The following is a 16,167-nucleotide window of genomic DNA, read 5'->3' as shown; positions in this document are numbered from 1 at the left end:
GGCCCCGGCCGATGCCTACACACCCGCCCCAGGAATATCCGCATGCCGCTGCACCCACGCATGCATCGCAATCGCCGCCGCAGCCCCCGCATTGATCGACCGCGTGGACCCGAACTGCGCGATCGAGCACACCATCGAGGCATGCGCGCGCGCCTCCTCGGTCAGCCCCGGCCCCTCCTGCCCGAACAGCAGCACGCACCGCCGCGGCAGCTCGGTCCGCTCCAGCGGCACGGCACCCGGCAGGTTGTCGATGCCGATGATCGGCAGCCCCTCGGCTGCGGCCCAGGCAGTCAGATCCGCAGTGTCGGGATGGTGGCGGACGTGCTGGTAGCGGTCGGTGACCATCGCCCCACGACGGTTCCAGCGCCGCCGTCCCACAATGTGGATCTCCTTGGCGAGAAAGGCGTTCGCGGTACGCACGACCGAGCCGATATTGAAGTCGTGACCCCAGTTCTCCACCGCCACATGGAAATCGTGCCGCCGCAGATCCAGATCGGCGACGATCGCCTCCCGGGTCCAGTACCGGTACGCGTCGCCCACATTGCGCCGGTCGCCGTGGGCGAGCAGCTCGGGGTCGTAACGCTCGCCCACGGGCCAGGGAAGCGGGTGCGGCCCGACGCCGATCTCCGTCCCGAACCCGTCGTCGTACTGGGCCGGCTCGTCCACCCCGGACTCATCGGTCGACGGATTCCCAGTGGTGCCGCTGGTACCACTGTTATCGCCCGTACTGCTGATACCGCTCGTACTGCCGGTGCTCCCGGTCTCACTGCTCACCCGACGAGCGTATGGCCCCCGCTGCCGCTGCGCTCCGTTGCCTCCCCGCCCCCGGATCCGTCCCGGCGTCCTCCCCCGTCCAGGCCCTCGTCCGCGTCCCGGGGCCTCGGGGCCTTGCCACGCCCCCGGGACAACAGCTGCCGCCCGAGCGCCACCCGGCTGCCCAGCCACACCAGGAAGACGGTCGGCAGGAAGATGGCGTCCGCCGCGATCATGGCCATCGAGAAGAAGGGGAGCCCCAGCAGCAGGGCGATGCCGGCGTGCTCGCCGATCATCACGACGAGCAGGACGTTCTTGACCCGCCGGTTGAACAGGGTGAACGGGAACGCGACCTGCACGATGACCGTGGCGTACGTCAGCACCATCACCATCACCCCGCTCGATGCGAGGAGGTCCGAGAGTCCGGGCCACGGCGTGAAGTAGTGCAGCTTGAGCGGGTAGTACAGCGCCGTACCGTCCTGCCACCTCGAACCCTGGATCTTGTACCAGCCGGCGGTCGAGTAGATCAGGCAGACCTCGGCCATGATCACGACGAGGGTGGCGTTGTGGGCGAGGTTGGCGATGACGTCGAGCAGGGTGCGCGGCTCGCTGTGCGGCGCGTACCGGTTCACGGCCCACCAGACCCCGTGCCCGGTCCACAGAATCCAGAACAGCACCGGCAACCACACGGTTCCGCCCAGGCCGTCCGTCACCGTGGCCCAGATCAGTACGGCCCCGAACGCCACCCACAGCAGCGGCCCGGCCACATCCGCACGAGGTGAACGCCCGCCCCTGTCTACGTCTGCGTCGGCGTCGCCGTCCGCGGTCAGCGCCGCCCGCGCCCGGCGCGCCGCACGGCGGGCGTCCAGCGACCAGACCTGCCCGCACCGGGTCAGCACCAGGTAGATCGCCATCAGGTGGATGACGTTGTCGCCGCCGTCGCCCATGAAGATGCTGCGGTTCTGCAGCGACAGCACGCCGGCCATGAACAGGACGGAGATGGCGCGCGTGTGCCAGCCCACCAGGAGCAGCACGGCGGCGATCAGCGCCAGCGCGTACACGATCTCGAACCAGACGGTGCTGTCCGTCCACATGAGGCTGGTGAAGGCCTGGTTGTTGGAGATCAGCTTTTCCGCCATGTCCCAGCGCCACGGGGCGCCGGGACCGTACATCTCGTGCCGGTGCGGCAGCTCCCGCAGCAGGAAGAGCAGGTACGTGGCCGCGAAGCCGATCCGGATGACGGCGCTCTGGTACGGGCCGAGGGACGAGGCGGTGACGCGCTGGATACCCCGGGCGAGCCCGCTCGTGCGCCGGGGCGTGCTCGCAGGTCCGGGTGTGGTCACCGGTGCCGGCGTGCTCACTGGTCCTGGCGTGCTCACTGGTCCGTCTCCTTCGGGTCCGCCGAGCCCTCGGGGAGGTCGGCTGCGGTGACGGTCCACCACGGCAGCACCCGGTAGGACGGTTTCGTACTGATCTTCTCGTCGCTCCACGGAGGGGCCGCGACGGACCGCACCTCGGACCGGACCTGGATCCGTTCGACGGTGCCGCCGTAGTCGTGCTCGCTCAGGCGCAGCATGACGATCCGGCGGATGTACTGCTCGGAGAGCGTCCCGCGCAGCCCGTTGGCCCGGTTCTGGTTGTCGTGGGACCCGAGGTAGAAGTCCCAGCCCCGGCGGAGTTCGTTCTGCTGCACGTGGCTGGGCAGCGGATTGCCGCGTATCGCCTTGCCGTCCTCGCCCGAGAGGCTCATCCAGGGGGTGGTACGGCGGCCGTCGGGGCCGGCTATCTCAGCACGCACGTGCACGGCGATGTTCTGCTGGAGCGGATTGGGGGCGAAGAGCTTCCAGTTCTGCTCGAACTCGGGGTAGATCCATTGGTCGACCCCCTTGCCGTGCTGCTTGGTCAGCGTGTTGGAGGGGGCGACGTGCAGAAACACCATCGCCAGCTGAGTGCAGGTGACCAGGCCGATCACCGCGAGAGCCACAGCGGCGGCGACCTGGTACGGAAACGACAGCCCGGCGATTCCGGAACGGGGCTCCGGACCGGGTTCGCCACAAAGCCCCGTACCAGGATCCGGACCAGGATCTGTACCGGGACCCGGTTCCGGATCGGGCTCGGTACGGGGGTCGGGAACCGCTGGAGCCGGCCCTGAATCGGGGCCGGAAACACGTCCGTCCCTGCCGCCGACGCCCCTGTCGTCGTACGAATCCATCCCGCCCCGATCCCCGTCGATCCCGGTCAGTTATCCACAGGGTTGACACCCTACGGGCCGCAGACTCACCATTGAAGACATTGAACCGAACGATCGGTCGGTAGGGAGTCCGGGATGGCGGCATTGACTGCGGGCCAGACAGCGCAGGCGACAGCGGGCAGTACCGATGGGGCGGACGGGGCCCTGGCGGCGGCTTTCGATGCCGCGGTGGCGGCCGACGAGCGCATCGAGCCGCGTGACTGGATGCCCGATGCCTACCGCGCCTCGCTGGTCAGGCAAATGGCCCAGCACGCCCATTCCGAGATCATCGGCATGCAGCCCGAGGCCAACTGGATCACCCGTGCGCCCTCGCTGCGCCGCAAGGCGATCCTGATCGCCAAGGTGCAGGACGAGGCGGGACACGGGCTCTACCTCTACAGCGCGGCCGAGACCCTCGGCACGGGCCGCGAGGAGCTGCTCGACAAGCTCCACGCGGGCCGCCAGCGGTATTCGTCGATCTTCAATTACCCAACCCTGACCTGGGCGGACGTGGGCGCGATCGGCTGGCTCGTGGACGGCGCGGCGATCACCAACCAGGTGCCCCTGTGCCGCTGCTCCTACGGTCCCTACGCCCGCGCGATGGTCCGCATCTGCAAGGAGGAGTCCTTCCACCAGCGCCAGGGCTACGAACTGCTGCTGGCCCTCAGCGGCGGCACGGCCGCACAGCACGAGATGGCCCAGGACGCGGTGAACCGCTGGTGGTGGCCGTCCCTGATGATGTTCGGCCCGCCGGACGACGCCTCCTCGCACTCCGCCCAGTCGATGACCTGGAAGATCAAGCGGCATTCCAACGACGAGCTGCGGCAGCGTTTCGTCGACATCTGCGTCCCGCAGGCGGAGGTGCTGGGGCTCACCCTCCCCGACCCGGACCTCCGCTGGAACGAGGAGCGCGGTCAGCACGACTTCGGGGCGATCGACTGGACCGAGTTCCAGGAGGTCCTGAAGGGCAACGGCCCGTGCAACGAAGAGCGCCTCACCCAGCGCCGCCGGGCGCACGAGGAAGGTGCCTGGGTCCGCGATGCTGCCGCCGCCTACGCACAGAAACACACGGCAGTCGGACCTGACGGCGACGCACCGAGCGCCGCACCCAACACCGCCGCAACGAACACCGTCGTACCGAATGGGGAGGCGACAGCATGAGCAGCTCGACCGACTGGCCGCTGTGGGAGGTGTTCGTGCGCTCGCGGCGTGGCCTCTCCCACACCCACGCCGGCAGTCTGCACGCCCCGGACGCCGAGATGGCGCTGCGCAACGCACGCGATCTGTACACACGCCGGTCCGAGGGCGTCTCCATCTGGGTGGTGCCTTCCGCCCGGATCACGGCGTCCTCGCCGGACGAGAAGGACACCTTCTTCGAGCCGGCCGGCGACAAGCCCTACCGGCACCCCACGTTCTACGAGATCCCGGACGGGGTGAAGCACCTGTGACCGCGGCCCTCGCCCTGGGCGACGACGCGCTGGTGCTGTCGCACCGGCTGGGGGAGTGGGCGGGCCACGCCCCCGTGCTCGAGGAGGAGGTGGCACTCGCCAACATCGCCCTGGACCTGCTGGGCCAGGCCCGCCTGCTGCTCTCCCTCGTCGGGGACGAGGACGAGCTGGCGTATCTGCGCGAGGAACGTGCCTTCCGCAACGTCCAGCTGGTCGAGCAGCCCAACGGCGACTTCGCCCACACCATCGCCCGCCAGCTCTACTTCTCCGTCCACCAGCACGGGCTGTACGAGCGGCTGGCAGCCGGTGACGGCGAGTTCGCCGCCATCGCGGCCAAGGCCGTGAAGGAGGTCGCCTACCACCGGGACCACGCCGAGCAGTGGACGCTGCGCCTCGGTGACGGCACGCCGGAGAGCCACGAGCGGATGCAGCGCGCGGTGGACGCCCTGTGGCGTTTCACCGGGGAGCTGTTCCAGCCCGTCGAAGGGGTCGAGGTGGACTGGAACGCCCTGCGGAGCGACTGGCTGGCGTCCGTCACCACCGTTCTGGAGCAGGCCGGGCTGACCGTCCCGGCCGGTCCGCAGTCCGGCGCCTGGACGGCCGGAGCGGGCCGGCAGGGCATCCACACGGAGCCCTTCGGCCGGATGATCGCCGAGATGCAGCATCTGCACCGCAGCCACCCGGGGGCGTCATGGTGACCGGGACGGCACTGGAGGAGGAGCTGCGCACCCTCGCGGGCTCCGTCCCCGACCCCGAGCTGCCGGTACTGACCCTGGAGGAGCTGGGCGTGCTCCGGGGCGTGGAGGTGCTGGCACCGGGCCGCGTCACGGTCCGGCTCACCCCCACCTACACCGGCTGCCCAGCGATAGAGGCCATGTCCACGGACATCGAGCGCGTGCTGCTCGACCACGGCATGACCGAGGTCTCCGTGGTCACCGTGCTCACCCCGGCCTGGTCCACGGACGACATCAGCGCGGAAGGGCGCCGCAAGCTCACCGAGTTCGGCATAGCGCCTCCCCGGTCGCACGACGCGGCCTCACCCGCCGCCGGACCCGTGCCGCTCGCCCTGTCCGTTCGCTGCCCGCACTGCGGCTCCACCGACACGGAGCTGCTGAGCCGGTTCTCGTCCACCGCCTGCAAGGCGCTGCGCAGGTGCGTGACATGCCGCGAACCGTTCGATCACTTCAAGGAGTTGTAGATGTTCCATCCGCTCCGGGTCAGCGCGATCGAGCGGCTCACGGACGATTCGGTCGCTGTCGACTTCGCCGTGCCGCCGGATCTGCGCGAGACCTTCCGCCACCAGCCCGGCCAGCACCTCAACGTCCGCTACACCGTCGATGGTGAGGAGGTCCGCCGCTCGTACTCGATCTGCGCACCGGCCACCGAGCGGCCGGCCGACCCGCGGCTGCGGGTGGGCATCCGGCTCGTCGACGGCGGGGCGTTCTCCACGTACGCGCTCAAGGAGCTCGCGGTCGGCGATCAGGTCGAGGCGATGCCCCCGATGGGCCGCTTCGTGCTCACCCCGCGCGCCGGGCTGTTCGCGGCGGTCGTCGGCGGCAGCGGGATCACCCCGGTGCTGTCCATCGCCGCGACGCTGCTGGCCCGGGAGCCCGACGCGTCGTTCTGTCTGATCCGCAGCGACCGGACCGCCGCGTCGACGATGTTCCTGGACGAGGTCGCCGACCTCAAGGACCGCTATCCGGACCGGTTCCAGCTGGTCACCGCGCTCTCCCGGGAGGAGCAGCAGGCCGGTCTCCCCTCGGGCCGGCTGGACCGCGAGCGGCTGGCCGGCCTGCTGCCCGCCCTGCTCCCGGTGGCCGATGTGGACGGCTGGTATCTGTGCGGCCCGCTCGGTCTGGTCCGGGCCGCCGAGGGCGCGCTGCACGGGCTGGGAGTCGGGCGGACCCGTATTCACCAGGAGATCTTCCACGTCGACGACGGACCGAGCGCCACGGCCCGCCCCCGGATCGAGGCCCCGGCGGACAGCATGCTCACGGCCACCCTGGACGGCCGCTCGGGCAAGTGGCCGGTCCTGGAGGGCGAATCGCTGCTGGAGACGGTGCTCCGCAGCCGCTCGGACGCGCCGTACGCCTGCAAGGGGGGCGTGTGCGGGACCTGCCGGGCCTTCCTGGTCTCGGGCGAGGTGCGGATGGACCGCAACTTCGCGCTCGAACCGGAAGAGACCGGGGCCGGCTATGTGCTGGCCTGCCAGTCCCACCCGGTGACCGGGGAGGTGGAGCTCGACTTCGACCGGTGACCGGGCCGGCCGCGTGGCGCACCCGCGCCGCGCCCGGACCGCGCCTGTTCCCTTCTTGTAGAACCTGTTCTATCTTGACGCTCCGTCAGGTCCGGTACGAGCACAGCGGTTCGCGGGAGGCCAGGACAGTGGACTTCACCTACACCGAGGAACAGCAGGCAGCCGCAGAGGCGGCACGAGCCGTCTTCTCGGGCGTTGCACCCGACGCGGTGCCCAGCCCCGCACTCGTACCGGGTGCGGTGGCCGAGGACATCGACCGGCCGCTGTGGGCCGGTCTCGCCGCCGGAGACCTGCTGAGCCTGACGCTGTCACCCGAACACGGCGGTGCGGGCCTCGACCTGATCGCGCTCTGCCTGGTGCTGCGCGAGTCGGCGAAGGTCCTCGCCCGGGTCCCGCTGCTGGAGACGTGCGCGGTCGCGATGGCGCTCCAGCGCTACGGGGACCAGAAGCTGGCCGCCGAGCTGCTGCCCGGCGTGGGCCGCGGTGAGCTGGTCCTCACCGTCGGAGCCAATGGGCGCACCGGCCACGATCCGGCCGAACTCGCCGTCACGGCACGCCGCGACGGCGCCGCGAGCGAGGCAGCCGCAAGCGGGACCGGGGGCGAGTCGGCCGGGGACGACGGCTCGGAAGCCGGCTGGGTGCTGGACGGTGTTCAGTCGGCCGTCCCGTGGGCGCAGGCCGCGGACTGGATCGCGGTGCCCGCGCATACCGGGGACGGCAGGGCAGTCGTGGCCCTGGTCCGGCGCGGCCACGACGGTCTCACCATCGCGGAGCAGGTCTCCACCAGCGGCGAACTGTTCGGTGAGGTACGGCTGGACGCGGTACGGGTCTCGGACCGCGAGCTGATCGACGCCGCCGGTGCCTGGGAGTGGCTGCACGCACTGCTCACCACCGGAACCTGCGCACTGGCGCTGGGCCTTGGCGAGGCCGTACTGGCCATGACGAGCGAGTACACGGGGAAGCGCGAGCAGTTCGGCTTCCCCGTGGCGACTTTTCAGTCCGTCGCCGTACAGGCCGCGGACCGTTACATCGATCTGCGGGCCATGGAGGTGACCCTCTGGCAGGCCGCCTGGCGGATCGCCACCGGCGGGAGCGGCGCGCTTCCCCCTGCGGGCGATGTAGCCGTGGCGAAGATCTGGGCGTCGGACGGGGTCCGCCGGGTCGTGCAGACGGCACAGCACCTGCACGGGGGCTTCGGCGCGGACACCGACTACGTCCTGCACCGCTTCCACGCCTGGGCAAAGCAGATCGAGCTCTCTCTCGGCCCGGCCGCCGCTCACGAGGAGGCGCTGGGCGACCTGCTGGCCGCGCACTCCCTCGATCTCGACCTCGGCTGAACGCACCCGCGCCGGGCCCCGGAAGAGCGAGTCCGGGGCCCCGGAACGCCCGAAGACGCCCAGGTCAGACGACGAAGGCCGGGTTGCCGCTGTCGGTGACCATCGGGCGCCCGGCCGCATCCCAGGCGAGCATGCCGCCATCGATGTTCACGGCGTCGATGCCCTGCTGCACCAGGTACTGGGTGACCTGGGCGGACCGACCGCCGACCCGGCACATCACATGCACGCGCCGGCCGTCCTCAGCCGCCTCGGTCAGCTCACCGAAGCGGCCCACGAAACCGCTCATCGGGATGTGCAGGGCGCCGTCGACGTGTCCGGCCGCCCATTCGTCGTCCTCCCGTACGTCCAGCACGAGGCCGTCCGCCGGCACCGCCGTGACATCGACCGTGGGAAGCGGGCCGAAATTCATGGGTCATGCCTTCTCTCGTCATTACGCTTCGAAATCCCCGGAAACGCTACTGCACCAGGGCTGCCAGCTCCGACTCGCGCCGCGACACCTCGCCCAGCAACTGATCGGCGATCTCTTCGAGCAGGTGATCCGGATCGTCCGGGGCCATCCGCAGCATGGCGCCGATCGCGCTCTGCTCCAGTTCCTGGGCGAGCAGCGTCAGCAGTTCCTTGCGCTGGGTCAGCCAGTTCAGCCGGGCGTACAGCTCGTCGGCCTCGCCCAGCTCCGCCTCCGGGGCAACCGGCCCGGCCGCCCACTCCTGGGCCAGCTCCCTGAGGAGCGCCTCGTCCCCACGCCCGTACGCGGCATTGACGCGGGTGATGAACTCGTCCCTGCGGGCCCGCTCCACCTCGTCCTGGGCCAGGTCCGGATGGGCCTTGCGCGCCAGCTCGCGGTACAGCTTGCGGGCCTCCTCGGTCGGCCGGACCCGCTTCGGCGGCCTGACGGGCTGCTCGGTCAGCATCGCGCTCGCCTCGGGGGACAGCCCGTCGGAGTCCATCCAGTCGTGGAACAGCTCGTCGACACCCGGCATCGGCATGACGACCGCCCGCGCCTCCTGCGCCTTGCGCAGATCCTCGGGGTCACCGGTCATCGCGGCCCGTGCCTCCGCGATCTGCGCATCGAGCTCGTCGAGACGTGTGTACATCGGGCCCAGTCGCTGGTGATGCAGCCGGGAGAAGTTCTCCACTTCCACCCGGAAGGTCTCCACCGCGATCTCGAACTCGATCAGGGCCTGCTCGGCGACCCGTACAGCGTGCGCGAGGCGCGCCTCGGGCCGCTCCTGCCCCGCAGGCCCGCCGTCGGCACCGTCGGCACCGTCTGCGGGGGCCCCGGCGGGAGGAACGGTCTCCGCGTGGGCGTCCGCGTCCGCCTGGGCATCCGCGTCGGACGGACGGCCGGGCTGCCCGTGCTGCCGGTCCTCGTCCTGGTCCTGCCGGTCCTGGTCCTGCCGGTCATCGTCGTTCCGGGTGGTCGGCACCCCGGCGGCTTCGTGGGTCACCCGTCCAGCGTATGGCCACGGCCCGCACCCCGGAGACGCGCGGTCCGCGCGACGGGCTTCACACCCCCGGCTCGGCCCGTATGCGGCCTGCGGCGATCGCCCGCACGAGCTCGGCGTGATCCGCCTCCGTGCGGTCCGCATAGGTCACGGCGAACGCCGCCACCGCCTCGTCCAGCTCGTCGTTCTTGCCGCAGTAGCCCGCGATGAGCCGGGGGTCGGCGCTGTGCGCGTGCGCCCGAGCCAGCAGCGCGCCGGTCATCCGGCCGTAGTCGTCGACCTGGTCGGCCGCCAGGGCCGCCGGGTCGACGCTGCCCTTGCGGTTCCTGAACTGCCTCACCTGGAAGGGCCGGCCGTCCACGGTCGCCCAGCCGAGCAGGATGTCGCTGACGACCTGCATCCGCTTCTGCCCGAGCACCACCCGGCGCCCCTCGTGACCCGCCTCCGGCACCTCGAACCCCACAGCGGGCAGATGAGGCGCCAGCACCGAGGGCCTGGCCTCCTTCACCTGCAGCACCAGCGGCTCGCCCCGGTGGTCCACGAGCAGCACCACATACGACCGGGTGCCCACGCTCCCGGTACCGACCACCCGGAACGCCACATCGTGGATCGCGTACCGGGCGAGCAGCGGAACCCGGTCCGGCGAGACGGTGCCCAGATACTCACCGAGCCCCGCCGCCACGGCCGCCGCCTCCGCGTCCGGCACCCGGCGCAGCACCGGCGGTGCGTCGACGAACCGGCGTCCGCCGTCCCCGGAGTCCTCCGTGGACTTCGCGGCGAAGCGGGCGCTGGTGTTGTTGCGGGCCTTCTCCGAGACCCGCTCCAGGGTGCCGAGCAGATCACGCGCGTCCGTGTGCGAGACGAGTTCCTCGTCCGCGATGGCGTTCCACGCGTCGAGAGCGGGCAGTTTGGCCAGCAGCCGCATCGTGCGCCGGTAGGCGCCCACCGTGTCGTACGCGCCCCTGCGGCACGTCTCCTCGTCCGCGCCCGCCTCACGGCCCGCGAGCACCAGCGAGGTGGCCAGACGCTTGAGGTCCCACTCCCAAGGGCCGTTCACGGTCTCGTCGAAGTCGTTCAGGTCCATGACCAGGTTGCCGCGCGCATCGCCGTAAAGGCCGAAGTTGGCCGCGTGGGCGTCACCGCAGAGCTGGGCTCCCACGCCGGTGACGGGGGTGCCTACCAGGTCGTGGGCCATCAGCCCGGCCGAACCCCGGAGAAAGGCGAACGGGGTGGCCGCCATGCGCCCCACCCGGATCGGCGTGAGCGCGGGCACCCGGCCCCGGTTCGACTCCTCGACCGCCCGGACCGCGTCGGGCCTGTTCTCGGGCAGGACGAGCGAGGCGTGCGCGGACCGGGGCACACGCGCACGGAGGGCCTTGCCCGCCTCGCGCGGCGACTGCGGGCCACCCGGCTCCCCCGAGTGCCTGCGCCGGGCGAACCCGGGCACGACCGGAATGCGCGGATCACCCTCCACGGCCCGTTGCACCGGCACCGACGCTTCGATCTCACCCATGGCGCGCGGCTCCCCCGGCTTCGCCCGGAGCCGCCGTCCGGCAACCCGGTCCAACATCAACTGCCGACGACGGTACCGCCGTTCACAGCCGGCCGTCTCCCCCTGTGGACAAGCACAGGCGCGGGTGATCCGGCAGCAGCGTCCGATGCCCCGAGCACTCCACGTACCTGTGGACAACTCCCGGCACCAGGTCCCACACCCCTCACCCGGCCTCACCCGAGCCGGCCTGATCCGACCCGGTCTGATCCGACCTGCCGCGGCCGACCTGATCCAGTCCGATGAGATCTGACCCGCACGACAGGCCCTAGCAGTCGCCCCCGCCGTCCTTCAGATGCGTCTCCGCCCAGCGCCCCAGTTCCTTCAGCGCGGGCTCCATCGCGGCACCGGCCTGCGTCAGGCGGTACGAAACCCGCAGCGGCGGCCCCTCGTCGACCTCCCGCACCACCAGGCCCGCCGTCCCCAGTTCGGACAGCCGGTCCGAGAGCATGCGCTCACTGATGCCGGGAATCGCTCGCCGCAGATCAGCGAAGTGCACGGGCTGCTGAAGCAGCACGGAGACGATGGGCCCCGTCCAGCGCTTGCCGAACAGCTCGAAGACGCGGCTGATGCCCACGTCGACCCTTCGGCACGCCTGCTCGCTGTGATCCGCCATACGCCCAGGGTACTGCGCCACAGTGAGGGACTTACGATTAGTAAGTCCCTATGTTATTACTAGGTGCATACGAAAAAGCGGTCCGCTTCACCGGCAGGCCGCGCCACCCCCTGGAGACACCCATGGCCACGCTTCTGCACCTCGACTCCGCCGTCTTCCCCGAGGGATCCGCGTCCCGCGAGGTCACCGCAGCATTCGTGGAGACCTGGCGTGAGCAGCACCCCGACGGACAGGTCGTCTACCGCGATCTCGCCGCCGACCCGCTGCCGCACCTGGATGCCGCGGCCGCCGCCGCCGGCGCCGAGCACCCGCTGCGCAGCGAACTGGCCGCCGAACTGGCCGCCGCGGACGCGGTGCTGATCGGCGCACCGATGTACAACTTCTCGATCCCCTCCACCCTGAAGGCGTGGCTCGACCACGTCATCGTCGTGGGCCACAACGCCGGCCCCGACAGCCCCGTTGCCGGTACCCCGATCACGGTCGTCGCCAGCCGCGGCGGCTCCTACGCCGCCGGCACCCCTCGCGAAGGCGCCGAGTTCGTCCAGAACTACCTGGCGACGCTGCTGACGTCCATGTTCGGCGCCGAGGTCGACTTCATCGTCCCGGAGCTGACCCTGGCCCACAGCAATCCGGCTATGGCCGAGCTGATCCCACTCGCCGAGGCCTCCCGCGCGAAGGCGCTCACCGACGCCGCGGAGAAGGCTAAGAGCCTCGCATCCCGGCTCGCCGCCTGAAACGCTGAGACCCCACGCAACTGAGGCTCCACACAACCGGGACTCCACGCATACGGAAGGCCGGGACCCGCTGGGTCCCGGCCTTCCGTATAACGATCCCAGCACTCCCTGCGCGACGAAAAGCGCGATGGGCAGCCCGACCGGCAGCCCCGCCCGCAACCGGCGCGACCAGGAGCACCACCACCACCACCCCAACCGACCGCCACCACCCCCAACGGGCACCAACCGGGCGTTTCACGTGAAACCAAGCGCTCCACGCACATCCGCACCCGAGCCGGGCGCCAAACCGAAGAAGCCCCGCAGACCGTGGTCTGCGGGGCTTCTCTCTTGTGCGCGAGGGGGGATTTGAACCCCCACGTCCCTAAGGACACTGGCACCTGAAGCCAGCGCGTCTGCCGTTCCGCCACTCGCGCATGAGTGGTGTTTCCAGAAACTCTCACTTTTCGGTGCGAGCCCCTGGCGACATCAGGAAGATTAGCACGCTGGACAGGGCGGATTCACATCCGTTTGTTTCACCGAACGCCTGACGGGAACCGGGAACCCGGACCCGGCGCCCCCCACTCCTCCTGAGTGCACCCAAGGTGCGGGACACTGTCAGGAGGCCGCCTCTACGATCCGTGTGAGGGGGGACACTCATCCGCAGTGCAGACAAGGGGAACCAGCCGATTTCCCGACGCGTGGATACGATCAGTAAGCAGTACAGGGACGACGACACCGGAGGAGGTGCCCCATGGGAGTCATGAAGCGTTTCGAGCAACGTCTCGAAGGTCTCGTCAATGGCACTTTCGCCAAGGTCTTCAAGTCCGAGGTGCAGCCTGTCGAGATCGCTGGAGCCCTCCAGCGGGAGTGCGACAACAACGCCACCATCTGGAACCGCGAGCGGACCGTCGTCCCCAACGACTTCATCGTCGAGCTCAGCGCCCCCGACTACGAACGGCTCAGCCCGTACTCGGGCCAGCTGGGCGACGAGCTCTCGGGCCTGGTCCGGGACTACGCCAAGCAGCAGCGGTACACGTTCATGGGCCCGATCAAGGTCCACCTGGAGAAGGCCGACGACCTCGACACCGGCCTGTACCGGGTACGCAGCCGCACCCTTGCGTCGAGTACGTCACAGCAGGGCCAGCCCGAGCCGCAGGGATTCCAGAGCCAGCCCGGACAGCCGGCCGGCCCCCCTCGTTCCGGCCACGGGCGCCCCGCCGCTCCACAGGCCCCCGGCGGGTACGGCTATCCGCCCACCTCCGCCCCGCCCATGCCCGCGACCCCGCCGCCGGGCGCCGGGCGTCCTGCGGCATCCTCATCCGACCGGCGCCCGCCGGCCAATCCCAGCCCCCTGCCGAACACGCAGGTGCGACGCTGGATCGAGATCAACGGCACCCGCCATCAGATCTCCCGCCCGACGTTGGTGATGGGCCGAAGCACCGACGCCGACGTGCGGATCGACGACCCCGGCGTTTCCCGCCGGCACTGTGAGATCCGGACCGGAACGCCCTCGACGATCCAGGATCTCGGGTCTACCAACGGCATCGTGGTAGACGGGCAGCACACAACCCGCGCTACGCTCCGCGACGGCTCGCGGATCGTCGTGGGCAACACCACCATCGTTTACAGGCAAGCCGAAGGGTGAAGCGGGGGCAATGTCAGAGCTGACCCTTACGGTCATGCGGCTAGGATTCCTGGCTGTTCTGTGGCTGTTCGTGATCGTGGCCGTCCAGGTCATCCGCAGCGACCTGTTCGGAACGCGCGTGACGCAGCGCGGCTCACGCCGCACTGCGAACGACGCACGCCCGCCACAGGCACGCCAAACCGCCGCGGCACCACCGCAGCAGCGCCAGCAGCCCGGCCGCCAGCGCCGGGGGGCACCGACAAAGCTGGTCGTCTCCGAGGGGAGCCTCACCGGCACCACGGTGGCGCTCCAGGGGCAGACCATCTCGCTGGGCCGGGCCCATGATTCAACGATCGTGCTGGACGACGACTACGCGTCCAGCAGGCATGCCAGGATCTACCCCGACCGTGACGGTCAGTGGATCGTCGAGGATCTCGGGTCCACCAACGGCACGTATCTGGACCGGACCCGTCTCACCACCCCGACGCCTGTTCCGCTGGGCGCGCCGATCCGGATCGGCAAGACCGTCATCGAGCTGCGGAAGTAGTACGACAATGAGCGAGCGGAGCGAGCGAGCCGCGGTGGCACGGGCATCGGACCCTGCCGGGCTCCCGACCGGAGGGTGGGCAGTGTGGCGCGAGACCGGCTGTACCCCGAACCGACGGGCGAGGTGCGCATGAGTCTTTCCCTGCGCTTCGCCGCCGGATCGCACAAGGGCATGATCCGGGAAGGCAACGAGGACTCCGGTTATGCCGGACCTCGCCTTCTCGCCATCGCCGACGGAATGGGCGGACAGGCCGCGGGTGAGGTCGCCAGTTCCGAGGTGATCTCCACACTCGTCCAGCTCGACGACGACGTACCCGGCTCCGACATCCTCACCTCGCTCGGTACGGCGGTCCAGCGGGCCAATGACCAACTGCGCATGATGGTCGAGGAGGACCCCCAGCTGGAGGGCATGGGCACCACGCTCACCGCCCTCCTGTGGACCGGTCAGCGCCTCGGTCTCGTCCACGTCGGCGACTCACGCGCTTACCTGCTGCGTGACGGTGTACTGACCCAGATCACGCAGGACCACACCTGGGTTCAGCGGCTGGTCGACGAGGGCCGGATCACCGAGGAGGAGGCCACCACCCACCCGCAGCGCTCCCTGCTGATGCGCGCACTGGGCAGCGGCGACCACGTCGAACCCGACCTCTCCATCCGCGAGGTCCGGGCCGGCGACCGTTACCTGATCTGCTCCGACGGCCTCTCCGGCGTCGTCTCCCACCAGACGATGGAGGAGACCCTCGCCAGCTACCAGGGGCCGCAGGAGACCATCCAGGACCTGATCCAGCTCGCGCTGCGCGGCGGTGGCCCGGACAACATCACCTGCATCGTCGCGGACGTCTTCGACGTCGACGGCAACGACACCCTGGCCGGGCAGCTCAACGACACCCCGGTCATCGTCGGCGCGGTCGCGGAGAACCAGGCAGCCCAGCTGAACGACGCCGGCGCGATGGAGACCCCCGCCGGGCGGGCGGCCGGCCTCGGCCGCCCCGTCCCGCCGCCCGCAGGGGGCTTCGGCCCTCCCGGCAGCGGTGACGACGCCGGCTACGACGGAATGCCGGACGGGTCCTTCGGGTCCTACTCCGACGAGGACTTCGTCAAGCCCGGCGGCCGCAAGTGGCTCAAGCGGTCGCTGTACATCGTGCTCGCGCTGGCGGTCATCGGCGGCGGTCTGTACGGCGGCTACCGGTGGACGCAGACCCAGTTCTACGTAGGCGCGAAGAACGACAACGTCGCGCTGTACCGGGGCATCAGCCAGGATCTCGCCTGGGTCTCGCTCTCGAAGGTGGAGACCGACCACCCCGAGATCGAACTCAAGTACCTCCCGCCCTACCAGCGCAAGCAGGTCGAGGAGACCATCACCGAGGGCAGCCTCGCGGACGCCCGCGAGAAGATCACCGAACTCTCCAACCAGGCGACCGCCTGCAAGAAGGACGCACAGCGCCGCGCAGCCGAGAAGAACGCCCCCAGTGACGAGGGCCAGGCCGGCGGTCCGGACACGGACGCGATCAAGTCGTCCGACAAGTCCGGCACCACCAAGACCAACCAGACTTCAGCGACTCCCACTCCTGGTCCCAGCCTCTCGGAGGAAGAGAAGAAGCTGGTCCCGCAGTGCGGTAAGCAGTAAAGCCGTAGGGGGCCTTCAGTAC

Annotated in this window: 17 protein-coding genes and 1 tRNA gene; 10 read left to right on the top strand and 8 right to left on the bottom strand. The window is 70.2% G+C overall.

Annotated features, from left to right (window positions below; genetic code table 11):
* Positions 1 to 15 precede the first annotated feature (15 nt).
* The 3 genes from EDD93_RS10605 to EDD93_RS10595 form a co-directional block, all read right to left on the bottom strand.
* On the bottom strand, positions 16 to 666 hold the full coding sequence (locus EDD93_RS10605) for a TrmH family RNA methyltransferase (protein ID WP_185092477.1): 651 nt from the start codon (positions 664 to 666) through the stop codon (positions 16 to 18).
* 104 nt (positions 667 to 770) lie between these two features.
* Complete coding sequence (locus EDD93_RS10600) at positions 771 to 2,114, bottom strand: HTTM domain-containing protein (RefSeq protein ID WP_398903255.1); 1,344 nt, start codon at positions 2,112 to 2,114, stop codon at positions 771 to 773.
* A 14-nt stretch (positions 2,115 to 2,128) separates the two neighbouring features.
* Positions 2,129 to 2,965 carry a DUF5819 family protein gene (locus EDD93_RS10595; protein ID WP_123524906.1) on the bottom strand — a complete coding sequence of 279 codons (837 nt, stop codon included), beginning with the start codon at positions 2,963 to 2,965 and terminating at the stop codon, positions 2,129 to 2,131.
* A 114-nt stretch (positions 2,966 to 3,079) separates the two neighbouring features.
* Here EDD93_RS10595 and paaA point away from each other — a divergent pair, with 114 nt between their 5' ends.
* The 6 genes from paaA to EDD93_RS10565 all read left to right on the top strand — a co-directional run bounded on the left by paaA (position 3,080) and on the right by EDD93_RS10565 (position 8,025).
* Positions 3,080 to 4,144 carry a 1,2-phenylacetyl-CoA epoxidase subunit PaaA gene (paaA, locus tag EDD93_RS10590; protein WP_260255685.1) on the top strand — a complete coding sequence of 355 codons (1,065 nt, stop codon included), beginning with the start codon at positions 3,080 to 3,082 and terminating at the stop codon, positions 4,142 to 4,144.
* Complete coding sequence (gene paaB / locus EDD93_RS10585; RefSeq protein ID WP_123524905.1) at positions 4,141 to 4,431, top strand: 1,2-phenylacetyl-CoA epoxidase subunit PaaB; 291 nt, start codon at positions 4,141 to 4,143, stop codon at positions 4,429 to 4,431. The genes paaA and paaB overlap by 4 nt, the downstream gene beginning before the upstream one ends.
* Positions 4,428 to 5,129, top strand: a complete 702-nt coding sequence (paaC, locus tag EDD93_RS10580; protein ID WP_123524904.1) for a 1,2-phenylacetyl-CoA epoxidase subunit PaaC — start codon at positions 4,428 to 4,430, stop codon at positions 5,127 to 5,129. Before paaB ends, paaC begins: the two co-directional genes overlap by 4 nt.
* Positions 5,123 to 5,629: a 1,2-phenylacetyl-CoA epoxidase subunit PaaD gene (gene paaD, locus EDD93_RS10575; RefSeq protein ID WP_123524903.1), complete on the top strand. Its 507-nt coding sequence runs from the start codon at positions 5,123 to 5,125 to the stop codon at positions 5,627 to 5,629. Before paaC ends, paaD begins: the two co-directional genes overlap by 7 nt.
* Positions 5,630 to 6,688: a 2Fe-2S iron-sulfur cluster-binding protein gene (locus EDD93_RS10570; protein ID WP_123524902.1), complete on the top strand. Its 1,059-nt coding sequence runs from the start codon at positions 5,630 to 5,632 to the stop codon at positions 6,686 to 6,688. It begins immediately after the preceding gene.
* 128 nt (positions 6,689 to 6,816) lie between these two features.
* Positions 6,817 to 8,025, top strand: coding sequence for an acyl-CoA dehydrogenase family protein (locus EDD93_RS10565; RefSeq protein ID WP_123524901.1), 1,209 nt, complete (start codon positions 6,817 to 6,819; stop codon positions 8,023 to 8,025).
* A gap of 64 nt (positions 8,026 to 8,089) precedes the next feature.
* Here the strand turns inward: EDD93_RS10565 and EDD93_RS10560 are convergent, their stop codons facing one another.
* From EDD93_RS10560 to EDD93_RS10545, 4 genes are all read right to left on the bottom strand, one after another.
* Positions 8,090 to 8,434: a rhodanese-like domain-containing protein gene (locus EDD93_RS10560; RefSeq protein ID WP_123524900.1), complete on the bottom strand. Its 345-nt coding sequence runs from the start codon at positions 8,432 to 8,434 to the stop codon at positions 8,090 to 8,092.
* Positions 8,435 to 8,480: 46 nt separating this feature from the next.
* A complete protein-coding gene (locus EDD93_RS10555; protein WP_123524899.1) occupies positions 8,481 to 9,473 on the bottom strand; it encodes a J domain-containing protein in 993 nt (330 codons plus the stop codon).
* 58 nt (positions 9,474 to 9,531) lie between these two features.
* The gene (locus tag EDD93_RS10550) at positions 9,532 to 10,983 is read right to left on the bottom strand and encodes a DUF2252 domain-containing protein (protein WP_123524898.1); all 1,452 of its coding nucleotides are present in this window, start codon (positions 10,981 to 10,983) and stop codon (positions 9,532 to 9,534) included.
* A 304-nt stretch (positions 10,984 to 11,287) separates the two neighbouring features.
* Positions 11,288 to 11,635 carry a helix-turn-helix domain-containing protein gene (locus tag EDD93_RS10545; RefSeq protein WP_123524897.1) on the bottom strand — a complete coding sequence of 116 codons (348 nt, stop codon included), beginning with the start codon at positions 11,633 to 11,635 and terminating at the stop codon, positions 11,288 to 11,290.
* A 122-nt stretch (positions 11,636 to 11,757) separates the two neighbouring features.
* On the opposite strand from EDD93_RS10545, the gene EDD93_RS10540 reads away from it, so the two are divergent.
* Positions 11,758 to 12,369: an FMN-dependent NADH-azoreductase gene (locus EDD93_RS10540; RefSeq protein WP_123524896.1), complete on the top strand. Its 612-nt coding sequence runs from the start codon at positions 11,758 to 11,760 to the stop codon at positions 12,367 to 12,369.
* A 330-nt stretch (positions 12,370 to 12,699) separates the two neighbouring features.
* Here the strand turns inward: EDD93_RS10540 and EDD93_RS10535 are convergent.
* Positions 12,700 to 12,782 (bottom strand) — tRNA-Leu (locus EDD93_RS10535).
* A gap of 317 nt (positions 12,783 to 13,099) precedes the next feature.
* On the opposite strand from EDD93_RS10535, the gene EDD93_RS10530 reads away from it, so the two are divergent.
* The 3 genes from EDD93_RS10530 to EDD93_RS10520 all read left to right on the top strand — a co-directional run bounded on the left by EDD93_RS10530 (position 13,100) and on the right by EDD93_RS10520 (position 16,145).
* Positions 13,100 to 13,993, top strand: coding sequence for a DUF3662 and FHA domain-containing protein (locus EDD93_RS10530; RefSeq protein ID WP_123524895.1), 894 nt, complete (start codon positions 13,100 to 13,102; stop codon positions 13,991 to 13,993).
* 10 nt (positions 13,994 to 14,003) lie between these two features.
* Positions 14,004 to 14,519, top strand: coding sequence for an FHA domain-containing protein (locus EDD93_RS10525; RefSeq protein WP_123524894.1), 516 nt, complete (start codon positions 14,004 to 14,006; stop codon positions 14,517 to 14,519).
* 129 nt (positions 14,520 to 14,648) lie between these two features.
* Complete coding sequence (locus EDD93_RS10520) at positions 14,649 to 16,145, top strand: Stp1/IreP family PP2C-type Ser/Thr phosphatase (RefSeq protein WP_123527686.1); 1,497 nt, start codon at positions 14,649 to 14,651, stop codon at positions 16,143 to 16,145.
* The last annotated feature ends 22 nt before the right edge of the window (positions 16,146 to 16,167 follow it).

Source organism: Streptomyces sp. 840.1 (genome assembly GCF_003751445.1).
Taxonomy (GTDB): domain Bacteria; phylum Actinomycetota; class Actinomycetes; order Streptomycetales; family Streptomycetaceae; genus Streptomyces.
This window is presented reverse-complemented; position numbering and strand designations above follow the sequence as displayed.

Coding starts and splice junctions, on each gene's coding strand:
- EDD93_RS10550 (WP_123524898.1), bottom strand. CDS start 10,983: ATGGGTGAGATCGAAGCGTCGGTGCCGGTGCAACGGGCCGTGGAGGGT.
- EDD93_RS10530 (WP_123524895.1), top strand. CDS start 13,100: ATGGGAGTCATGAAGCGTTTCGAGCAACGTCTCGAAGGTCTCGTCAAT.
- EDD93_RS10570 (WP_123524902.1), top strand. CDS start 5,630: ATGTTCCATCCGCTCCGGGTCAGCGCGATCGAGCGGCTCACGGACGAT.
- EDD93_RS10525 (WP_123524894.1), top strand. CDS start 14,004: ATGTCAGAGCTGACCCTTACGGTCATGCGGCTAGGATTCCTGGCTGTT.
- EDD93_RS10540 (WP_123524896.1), top strand. CDS start 11,758: ATGGCCACGCTTCTGCACCTCGACTCCGCCGTCTTCCCCGAGGGATCC.
- EDD93_RS10560 (WP_123524900.1), bottom strand. CDS start 8,434: ATGAATTTCGGCCCGCTTCCCACGGTCGATGTCACGGCGGTGCCGGCG.
- EDD93_RS10545 (WP_123524897.1), bottom strand. CDS start 11,635: ATGGCGGATCACAGCGAGCAGGCGTGCCGAAGGGTCGACGTGGGCATC.
- EDD93_RS10520 (WP_123527686.1), top strand. CDS start 14,649: ATGAGTCTTTCCCTGCGCTTCGCCGCCGGATCGCACAAGGGCATGATC.
- paaA (WP_260255685.1), top strand. CDS start 3,080: ATGGCGGCATTGACTGCGGGCCAGACAGCGCAGGCGACAGCGGGCAGT.
- EDD93_RS10595 (WP_123524906.1), bottom strand. CDS start 2,965: ATGGATTCGTACGACGACAGGGGCGTCGGCGGCAGGGACGGACGTGTT.
- paaD (WP_123524903.1), top strand. CDS start 5,123: ATGGTGACCGGGACGGCACTGGAGGAGGAGCTGCGCACCCTCGCGGGC.
- paaB (WP_123524905.1), top strand. CDS start 4,141: ATGAGCAGCTCGACCGACTGGCCGCTGTGGGAGGTGTTCGTGCGCTCG.